The 9571-nt window shown below is 65.0% G+C and carries 11 protein-coding genes; 4 read left to right on the top strand and 7 right to left on the bottom strand.

Annotation, left to right across the window (positions count from 1 at the left end; translation table 11 throughout):
• On the top strand, nucleotides 1–970 hold a 970-nt coding region (locus tag JOY90_RS18810; protein WP_291692616.1), incomplete at its 5' end, for a lytic transglycosylase domain-containing protein.
• Between the two features lie 158 nt (nucleotides 971–1128).
• Here the strand turns inward: JOY90_RS18810 and JOY90_RS18805 are convergent.
• On the bottom strand, nucleotides 1129–2184 hold the full coding sequence (locus JOY90_RS18805) for a phosphotransferase family protein (protein WP_291692615.1): 1056 nt from the start codon (nucleotides 2182–2184) through the stop codon (nucleotides 1129–1131).
• 111 nt (nucleotides 2185–2295) lie between these two features.
• Nucleotides 2296–3534 (bottom strand): acyl-CoA dehydrogenase family protein, encoded by a 1239-nt coding sequence (locus JOY90_RS18800; RefSeq protein ID WP_291692614.1) that lies wholly within the window; start codon nucleotides 3532–3534, stop codon nucleotides 2296–2298.
• Nucleotides 3535–3749: 215 nt separating this feature from the next.
• On the opposite strand from JOY90_RS18800, the gene JOY90_RS18795 reads away from it, so the two are divergent.
• Together JOY90_RS18795 and JOY90_RS18790 are read left to right on the top strand one after the other, a co-directional pair.
• Entirely contained in the window at nucleotides 3750–4412 is a 663-nt protein-coding gene (locus JOY90_RS18795; RefSeq protein WP_291692613.1) for a TetR/AcrR family transcriptional regulator, read from the top strand.
• Nucleotides 4413–4448: 36 nt separating this feature from the next.
• Nucleotides 4449–4727, top strand: coding sequence for a hypothetical protein (locus JOY90_RS18790; RefSeq protein ID WP_291692612.1), 279 nt, complete (start codon nucleotides 4449–4451; stop codon nucleotides 4725–4727).
• Nucleotides 4728–4881: 154 nt separating this feature from the next.
• Here JOY90_RS18790 and JOY90_RS18785 read toward each other — a convergent pair whose 3' ends face one another.
• Nucleotides 4882–6111, bottom strand: a complete 1230-nt coding sequence (locus JOY90_RS18785) for a CaiB/BaiF CoA-transferase family protein (protein ID WP_291692611.1) — start codon at nucleotides 6109–6111, stop codon at nucleotides 4882–4884.
• Between the two features lie 113 nt (nucleotides 6112–6224).
• Between JOY90_RS18785 and JOY90_RS18780 the strand changes: the two genes are divergently transcribed.
• The gene (locus JOY90_RS18780; protein ID WP_291692610.1) at nucleotides 6225–7226 is read left to right on the top strand and encodes a phosphotransferase; all 1002 of its coding nucleotides are present in this window, start codon (nucleotides 6225–6227) and stop codon (nucleotides 7224–7226) included.
• Between the two features lie 67 nt (nucleotides 7227–7293).
• Here the strand turns inward: JOY90_RS18780 and JOY90_RS18775 are convergent, their stop codons facing one another.
• The 4 genes from JOY90_RS18775 to JOY90_RS18760 all read right to left on the bottom strand — a co-directional run.
• Complete coding sequence (locus tag JOY90_RS18775) at nucleotides 7294–7746, bottom strand: DUF1269 domain-containing protein (RefSeq protein ID WP_291692609.1); 453 nt, start codon at nucleotides 7744–7746, stop codon at nucleotides 7294–7296.
• A 47-nt stretch (nucleotides 7747–7793) separates the two neighbouring features.
• Nucleotides 7794–8192: a PRC-barrel domain-containing protein gene (locus JOY90_RS18770; protein ID WP_291692608.1), complete on the bottom strand. Its 399-nt coding sequence runs from the start codon at nucleotides 8190–8192 to the stop codon at nucleotides 7794–7796.
• A gap of 60 nt (nucleotides 8193–8252) precedes the next feature.
• Complete coding sequence (locus JOY90_RS18765) at nucleotides 8253–8687, bottom strand: hypothetical protein (RefSeq protein ID WP_291692607.1); 435 nt, start codon at nucleotides 8685–8687, stop codon at nucleotides 8253–8255.
• Between the two features lie 188 nt (nucleotides 8688–8875).
• Nucleotides 8876–9571, bottom strand: a 696-nt coding sequence (locus JOY90_RS18760) for an AraC family transcriptional regulator (RefSeq protein WP_291692606.1), incomplete at its 5' end; no start/stop codon positions are given.

Below are 9571 nucleotides of genomic sequence, written 5' to 3'. Positions count from 1 at the left end.
GCTGGCGCGCGCCGCCTATTGGCGCGGTCGCGCCGCCGAGGCGATGGGCGATCGCGATCGGATGCGGACCAATTACGAAGCCGCCGCCCGATACCCGACCGCCTATTACGGCCAGCTCGCGCTGGTGCGGCTGGGCACGGACCGGATCGCATTGCGCGCGCCGCCGCAGCCAGACCCGGTGCGCGATTCCGGGCTCGCCGAGGAGCTTTCACGCGCCGCCGACATGCTCTACGCGATCGGCGAGCGCGACACCGTGATGAGCTTCGTCGCCGATCTCGCCGGGCAGAGCTCGGATGCGCCGACGCTCGCCGCCGTCGCCGAGGCCACCGGCCGGCATGACGATGCGCGCGCCATGCTGGAGCTCGGCAAGACCGCGCTCGGCCGCGGGCTCGCGCTCGATCCCTATGCCTTCCCGACCATCGGCATCCCGCAGCACGCGCCGATCGGGCCCGCGCTCGACCGCAGCGTCATCTACTCGGTCGCGCGCACGGAGAGCGCATTCAACCAGCGCGACAAGTCCGCGGCCAGCGCCGTCGGCCTGATGCAGGTCACGCCGGAAGCAGGCCGCGACACCGCCAAACGGTTCGGCGTCGAATATGACTGGGACCGCATGGTGTCCGACCCCGTCTACAACACGCAGATGGGTGCCGCCGAGCTCGCCGCGTTGATGCAGGAATATCGGGGATCGGAGATCATGACCTTCGCCGGCTACAATGCCGGGCGCGGCCGCGTTCGCGACTGGGTCAAGCAGTATGGCGATCCGCGCGACGCTGCTGTCGACGCGGTCGACTGGGTCGAGCGCATCCCGTTCGCCGAGACGCGCAACTACGTCCAGCGCGTGATCGAGAACCTGCAGGTCTACCGCGTGCGCTTCGGCCACGACGCGCCCGTGATGTCGACCATCGACCGCCACGGCAGGAAGGTCAGCGACGCGATGGGCGCGGACCTGCCGGAAGATGCATCGGAGTGATGGATCGTGAAATCGTAGAATCGTAGGGTGGGGCTAAGGCGCCAAGCGCCGTGCCCACCATGCTTCGACAGCATTGCCCTCGATGGTGGGCACGCTTCCGCCTCCGCTCTTCGAGCTGCGGCGAAAGCTCAGCGCACGCTGCGCAGCAATTTCGGCTGCTACACCGCGCCGGCCTTCTGCGCGTACTCCCACGACGCCTGCGCCAGCGGCACGGTACGCTTGGCGGACTCGATCGCCTTCGCGTTGGCCGCGGTGCCGTCGCGAATGCGGCCCGCAATGCCCTGGGTGATGCCGGCGAGCCGGAACAGATTATAGGCGAAGTACCAGTTCAGGTCGGGCGGCGCGGTGCCGGTGACTTTGGCATAGATGTCGGCCGCCTCCTCCATGGTCGGAAGGTTGAGCGCCGCGAGGTCGGCGCCGGCGAGGCCCGGCATGATCCATTGCATCAGCAGATAGGTGAAGTCGGCCATGGGATCGCCGAGCGTCGACAGCTCCCAGTCGAGCACCGCCTTCACCCGCGGCTCGGTCGGATGAAAGATCATGTTGTCGAGGCGGTAGTCGCCGTGCACGACCGAGACGCGCTTCTGCTCCGGCAAGGTCCGCGGCAGCCACTCGATCAGCTTCTCCACTTCCGGAATGTGCTGGGTCTCGGAGGCGCGGTACTGCTTGGTCCAGCGATCGACCTGGCGCGCGAAATAGTTTCCCGGCCGGCCAAAGTCGGAAAGCCCGATCGCGTCGGGATCGAAATTGTGCAACTTACCCAGCGTCTCGATCTTGCTGGTGAAGATCCGGCGGCGGTCCTCCGGAGACTGGCTCGGCAGGGTCGGATCCCAGAACACCCGGCCCTCCTCCATCGACATGATGTAGAAGGCCGAGCCGATCACCGCATCGTCGGTGCACAGCGCATAGGTTCTCGCGACCGGAAAGCCCTGCTTCGACAGCGCCGTGATGACACGGTACTCGCGATCGACGGCATGCGCCGAGGGCAGCAGTTTGCCGAACGGCTTGCGCCGCATCACATAGGATCGGCCGGGCGTGTCGAGCCGATAGGTCGGGTTGGACTGGCCGCCCTTGAACTGCAGCACGGTCAGCGGGCCCTGAAAGTCCTCGACATGCTCGCCCATCCAGGCGGCGAAGCTGGCCTCGTCGATGCGATGCCGCTCCTCGACCGGCCGTGTGCCTGAAAATTCCTCGTCTCTGCGCACGTCCGCCACGCTGACGCTCCCTCGATTTTCTTGCCCGTCATTTCGGGTCTGGTCCTTCGAACCATCCCGGTACAACGGCGTGATAAGAGAGCGCGCCTGCGCGCGCTCTCTCATCAGCGCTCAATGACTGGTCGGAGAGTTTGCATACTTCCGAAGCTCGAGCCTGGCAATGGCGCGGTTATGCACCTCGTCCGGACCGTCCGCGAGCCGCATGGTGCGCATCGAGGCGTAGTCGCGCGCCAGCCCCGCGTCCTCGGTGACGCCAGCACCGCCGAAGGCCTGGATCGCCTGGTCGATGATCTTCAGCGCCATGTTCGGCGCCGCCACCTTGATCATGGCGATCTCGAGCTGCGCGGTCTTGTTGCCGACCTTGTCCATCATGTCGGCGGCCTTGAGGCAGAGCAGCCGGTTCATCTCGATATCGGTGCGGGCTTCGGCGATGCGCTGCTCCCAGACCGAGTATTCGATGATCTTCTTGCCGAAGGCGGAGCGCGACATCAGCCGCCGCACCATCTTCTCCAGCGCTTCCTCGGCCTTGCCGATGGTGCGCATGCAGTGATGGATGCGGCCCGGGCCGAGGCGGCCCTGCGCGATCTCGAACCCCCTGCCCTCGCCGAGCAGGATGTTCTCCTTCGGCACCCGGACGTTCTCGAGCAGCACCTGGGCGTGACCGTGCGGCGCGTCATCGAAGCCGAACACCGGCAGCATGCGCTCGACCTTGATGCCGGGCGTATTGAGCGGCACCAGGATCTGCGACTGCTGCTGGTGACGCGGTGCGCCCGGATCGGTCTTGCCCATCAGGATCGCGATCTTGCAGCGGGGATCGCCGACGCCCGACGACCACCATTTGCGGCCGTTGATGACGTAATGGTCGCCGTCCTTCTCGATGCGGGTCTCGATGTTGGTCGCATCCGAGGACGCCACCGCCGGCTCGGTCATCAGGAAGGCGGAGCGGATCTCGCCGTTCATCAACGGCTTCAGCCACTGCCGCTTCTGCTCCTTGGTGCCATAGCGCATCAACACTTCCATGTTGCCGGTATCGGGCGCGGAGCAGTTGAACACCTCCGAGGCCCAGCCGATGTGGCCCATCTCCTCGGCGAGCGGCGCGTATTCGAGATTGGACAATCCCGCGCCGTGGAATTCCTCGTCCTCATGCGAGGACGGCGGCATGAACATGTTCCACAGCCCCTCCGCCTTCGCCTTCTGCTTCAACTCCTCCAGGATCGGGATCACCTTCCAGCGCTCGCCCTCGGCGTCCTGCTGCTTGTAGACCGGCACCGCGGGGCGGACATGCTTGGTCATGAAGGACTGCACCCGGGACAGCCATTCCTTCTGCTTGTCGGACATCGTGAAATCCATGGGACGCTCCTCGCCTGCTCCTTGAAAAATCGTTGGCGCAACTCTGTTCCCGCCGCGGCGGCGCCGCAAGAGCCTCGTGGCTCGCGGCCGCCAATGACGGAAGCGTGAGAGGCCGGAACGCCCTGCGCGACCTGCCGCGGATTGACATTTCCGGCCTTTGAAACGATAGTTTCATACAAACGTTTGAAATGCAACCGCCCTCCGGCGCATAGCCCATGCCGAGCGATCAGACCAGGACAGCCATCCTCGCCGCCGCCGAGCGGCTCTATGCCGAGCGCGGCTTCGGCGACGTGACGCTGCGCGACATCGTCGCCGAGGCGAACGTCAACCTCGCCGCGGTGAACTACCATTTCGGCTCCAAGGACGAACTGATCGCGGAACTGTTCGTGACGCGCAGCCTGGCGCTGAACAAGGAGCGGCTGCGCGAGTTGCGCGAGGCGGAGGAAGCCGGCGCCGGCCGCGCCGACATTGCCGCGGTGCTGCGCGCCCTCGTCGGCCCGACACTGCGCGGCTGCCTCGGACCGGAGAACCAGCGCTCGACGCCGGCACGTTTCATGATCCGTGTCTCGATCGAATCGGTGCCGGCGATTCGCCGCATCCGCAACCGTGAGATCGATCACTTGCGCAAATTCATCGCCGCCATGCGCCGCTCGCTGCCCGACCGCGGCGACGTCGAGCTCTATTGGGGCCTGCACTTCGCGCTTGCCATGGCGCAGCAGACCGTGCGCGACAGCGAGCGGCTGGCAAAACTCTCGGAAGGCAGATGCGACGTCGACGACGTCGATGATGTCATCGCCCGCGTGGTGGGTGTCGCGGTGATGGCGCTGACCGGCGCAAAGACGGATGGCCGGGTGCCGGAAAAGCTTGCGGCGCGTTAGCGCATCGCGTTGGACAGCAGACAGGACGGATCGCGCATGACCGAGCAGGAAAAAGCGCAACGTGTGCTGGAAACCTTGCAAGCCGCAGAGGCCGCCGAGCCGAAGGCGGCGCTCGCGATGCTCAACGGCCTGATGGAGCTGGTGCGAAGCCCATCAAGCGAGGAATCGCTGGAGGCCGACGAGGCGCGCTCGGCCGCGTTCCTGTCGATCTGCGAGGTCGGCAAGGCCCTGCACCGCGGCCAGCCCGCCGAGCCGCTATGGGCCGGCGCGGTCGCGGCGACCGAGCGCTGGGTGGCGCTGAGCAGACGAAGATGAGTAGGGTAGGCTAAGCGGCGTCTTGCACCGATGCGTGCCGCGCGAAGACGGAAGCGTGCCCACCATCCCGAGCACCGCTGTCGAGCGATGGTGGGCACGGCGCTCCGCGCGATGCGCGGCGCACCTTAGCCCACCCTGCGCGCTACGCGCTTCCTCAAATCGTGCCCGCCTGCTTCAGCGTTTCGATCTTCCCATCATCATAGCCAAGCTTAGAGGAAAGAATCTCCCGCGTGTGCTCGCCGAGCCGCGGCGGATAGCGATAATCCCTGACCGGGGTGCCGGAGAAGGTGATGGCGTTGCGGATCAGCGAGAGCTGATGCTCGTAGGGGTGGTCGACCTTGATCTCCATGCCGCGTGATTTGACATGCGGGTCGGCGAAGACATGAGCAAAATCGTTGACGGGGCCACAGGGGATGCCGGCCTTCTCCAGTTCCTCCAGCCAGTGGCCGACGCTGTCCTTCAAGAACAGGCCGGCATAGATCGCCATGATCTCCTTGCCATGCACGACGCGGTCGTTGTTCTTGAGGAATTTCGGGTTGGTCGCGAGCTCGGGCGCGCCGAGCACGGCGCAGGTGCGGGCGAACTGCGCGTCGTTGCCGACCACCAGCATCAATTCACCGTCGGAGCAGCGGAACACGCCGGCCGGCATGCCGCCATTGCCCCAGGTGCCGCGACGCGGCGGCGTCTTGCCGTTGACGAGATAGATCTGGGCGTAATGGGACAGCGAGGCGATCACGGTGTCGAGCAGGCAGACGTCGAGATGCTGGCCCTCGCCGCCATTGACCTTCTTGTGGAACAGCGCGGACAGGATCGCAATCGAGGTGTTCATCCCGGTCATGTAGTCGACGATGGAGGGGCCGACCTTCATCGGGCCCGCGCCCGGCTCGCCGTCCATATGGCCGGTGACGCTCATCAGGCCACCCATGGCCTGGAAGATCGCGTCATAGCCGGCGCGCGGCGAATACGGCCCGGTCTGGCCGAAGCCGGTCACCGAGCAATAGATGATGCCGGGATTGGCCGCCTTGATCGACTCATAGTCGAGCTTGTAGCGCTGAAGGTCGCCGACCTTGTAGTTCTCCATGAAGACGTCGCAACCCGTGGCGAGCTCGCGGATGATCTCCTGCCCTTCCGCCGTGGCGATGTTGACGGTGACCGACTTCTTGTTGCGGTTGGCGCAGAGATAGAACGAGTTGTTGTTGTTCTGCCTGCCCTCGGGATCGACGAGATAGGGCGGGCCGAAGGCGCGCGCGTCGTCGCCGGTGCCCGGCCGCTCGATCTTGATCACCTCGGCGCCGAGGTCGCCCAGCATCTGCGCGGACAGGGGCCCCGCCAGCACGCGCGTCAAATCGAGAATCCTGATGCCAGAAAGCGGCAACGCCGACATGAAAACTTCCTCCAGGGGTATCTTGATTGATCCACGGCACGGTTGATCGCGCCACACCAATCTGCCGATACACCATTTTCTCGGGCCGTGCATTGCGTTATCAGCATGAAGCCATGGGTACCGCTCAATTCGAGACGCTTGCCGAGGACCGGCGCGAGGCGGCGCAAACGGCGCTGAGGTCCGCGCTGGGATCAGTTCCGGTCGACGCGATGGTACCGCTGACCGGTGGCATCACCACCGCGACGGTGTTCCGCGTTGACGCCGGCGGCCGCCGCTATGTGCTCCGTGTCGAGGGCGAGCCGAGCCCGCTGCGCAATCCCCACCAATACCAGTCGCTGCAGATCGCCGCCGAAGCCGGCATCGCGCCGCGGCTGCATTATTTCGACGCGACGGACCGGGTCGCGATCATCGATTTCATCGCGCATCGACCGCTCGCAAGCTTCGCAGGCGGGCCGCTCGCGCGGGCGCAGGCGCTCGGACGGCTGCGCCGCGCGCTCGCCGAAACGTCGCTGTTTCCCCACCACGTGGACTATCCGGACAAGGTCGCCCGCCTGTGGGCGCATGTGAACCGCACTGGCCTGTTCGCACCGGGCGTGCTCGATCCCGTCAACGAGCGGCTGGCAGAGATTCGCGAAACATATGTCTGGGATCGCGCGGACTCGGTGTCGAGCCATAACGACCCGGTTCCAGCGAACATCCTCTATGATGGCGAGCGGCTGTGGCTGATCGACTGGGAATCGGGCTGCCGCAACGACCCGCTGGTCGACGTCACGATCCTCTGCGATCATCTCGCGCGCACTCCCGAGCTGGAGGCGGCGCTGCTCGACGCCTGGCTCGGCAGCGCACCCGATGAGGCGCTGCTGGTGCGCCTTCCGCTGGTGCGGGCGCTGATCCGGCTGTTCTATGCCGGCGTCATGTTCAGCGTTTCGGCCACGGCCCCCCGCGCCAGGGCCGACACCAGCCTCTCCGCGCCGACATTGGCCGAGCTCGAGGCGGCGTTCTACGCCGGCCGTGTGAAGCTCGGGACGCGCGCGCTGAACCACGTCGTCGGCAAGATGCTCGTCGCCTCCTTCCTCACCGGCTGCGCGCCGCCCGCCTTCATCGTCGACGTCTGACTTGCGGAAAGCTGCCCTCGGGCTTGGCCCGAGGGAGCATGAAGCGGACCACCGGTGGTCGTCGTCGTCAGGCGGCCTGCCGATAGACATGGCCACCGCCCAGGGCGACGATATCGTCGACCGCACGCGTGCTGCCTTCGTCGGCCTCGACGATGATCGCGGTCATTCCAGGACGCATCTCGGTGGTGACGGAGTCGACGAAGTCGCTGTCGAGCGCGTTGATGACGACATCACCGCTCAACCCGGTGGTAGCACCCAGTGCCGCTCCCAGGGCCATGCCGGGCGCGCCGCCGATCAGGCCGATCAGGGCACCTGTAACGGTGCCCACCGCGGTGCCCAGAAGGTGGCGGTCCTTGCTTTCCAGCAAGGCGACATTGCCGCGATCGTCCTTCCTGATCATCACGCCGGTCTTGAGCTTGAAATCGGTGATGCCGGCGTCCTTCAGACCCTTGATCGCACTCGCTGCATCATAGGCGGCATTGCTGTCGTTGAATGTCGCTACGATGATCCTGTCAGTCATGTGAGCCTCCGTTCGAAGTCGGAATGATGTTGAATTGGCGTGAAAGGTCAGTGCGCATATTCGAAGGGAGGCATCGCCTTGAGCGCCTCCTTCGTTGCCCCGGCAAGGATGAACTTGCCGTCGCTTTGCTTGAGTTGGCCGACGGGGATGGCGACGTCATGCTTGGCCACGCCGAGGAATCCGCCGGCGCCGATGATGGCGTAGGAGACCGCCTTGTCCGGAGCGACGATGATGTCGTCGGCTCGTCCGATTGCCTCGCCCTTTTCATTGTAGACGGGCTGCCCAAGGATCTGCCGCCTGGCGCTCCATCCCACGGTGACGTCCCGCAGTTCAGCCACGGCTACGCCGAGCTGGGTGGAGCCCACAACCTGCTGGGCTTGGGGCGTACCGACTGCGCCGAGCACCATGGCTCCCGCAGCCGCCGCGATCGCGATGCTTCGCTTCATCTTCTTCTCGCTGTTGTCAGTGATCGGGAAAATGCCTGGCCTGGGAACAGGCCGAATTGCTCAAGCGCCTTTGCCCGCAGCCGACGCCTTGACGCCGTCCGCATCCATGCGGGCAACGACGGCTTCGACCGCGGCCCTTTCGGCCTCGTCGACAGCATTGACGGCGATTTCCATCGCGGTGACGGCGTAATCCTCCGAGAGATCGGCACGGGTCGCAAGGCGCTTGACTTCCCGCTGCTCCTTCCACTGCGCGATCTTGTCGTGGGTCATCGTCTTCTTCTCCTCGAGCCATGCCTTTGCCTTTGCCTGGGCGGCCTCAGCGCGGGCTTTCTGCTCCTTCGCCTTGTTCTCGAGCGCAGCAAGTTGCGCCTTGGCCTCGACCTTGGCCTTTTCGCTCGCGCTGACGGCGTTGGCTTTCAGATCCTTGATGCGCCTGTCGGCATCATTGATCTTGGCGCGGAGCTCGCCGCAGAAATTGTTGAACTTCTCGTTCATGTTGATCTCCTCGATCGACCCGCTTGGCTGGATCGCCAAGCGTCGAGGAGAACGTTGCGCAGGGCCTCGCGCTTAAGAAGGATGGCTCCGGCCAATATCCGGTCAATTGCGGCCAAAGGCGTCGGGTCGAAATGCTTCGGCTGGCGGCCGCACGCTGGCGAACGTGGAAAATCAGCGCCAAGAATGCGCTACTTCGATGCAGCCGGGTCGACGTCGACATCGATTCTGGCCCGCCGGTATTCGTGCGGCGCGCTGTTGGTCCAGCGCCGGAACGCATGGCGGAATGCCGCCGCATCACTGAAGCCCAAGGCGTACGCGACATCTTCGATCGTAAGGTCGGTGTCGCGGACATATTTGATCGCCGCGTGCGCCCTCAACTCGTCGATGAGTTCGCGAAACGACGTGCCTTCCTGCTCCAGCCTCCGCCGCAGGGTGCGCGGACTCATTGCGAGCCGTTTCGCAACCAGCTCGAAGCTCGTCGGCTGTCCCAGACGGGCGAGGAAAATTTCGCGGACTTTTCCGGCGATGCCGGTGTTCAGCTTCAGCTCACCCAGCATCTTCTTGCAGAGTTGCAGGACCTCCGAATAGGTAACTTCGTTTCCCAGGCTGGACGGATCGTTCAACCAATGCGCGTCGAAATGAAGCCTGTTTTCGGGTTGCCCGTAGCGCGCCGGGCAGCCAAAGACCTCGATGTCCCTTTTTGCGCCCCGAGGCCGGCCGAATGTGAAATCCAGACCCGACGCGGAGAACGATGATCCCATGACGTCGCGATGCAGCGACACATGGACACCGGCCTGGAGCTCAACGATGAACTTATAGAGGGCCGCATCGACCTGAGGATACGGAACTGGAGTCATGGTCCAAACAGCAGCCTTGTCCTGCTC

The sequence above is a fragment of the Bradyrhizobium sp. genome (assembly GCF_019242285.1).
In the GTDB taxonomy this organism is placed as follows: Bacteria; Pseudomonadota; Alphaproteobacteria; order Rhizobiales; family Xanthobacteraceae; genus Bradyrhizobium.
This window is presented reverse-complemented; position numbering and strand designations above follow the sequence as displayed.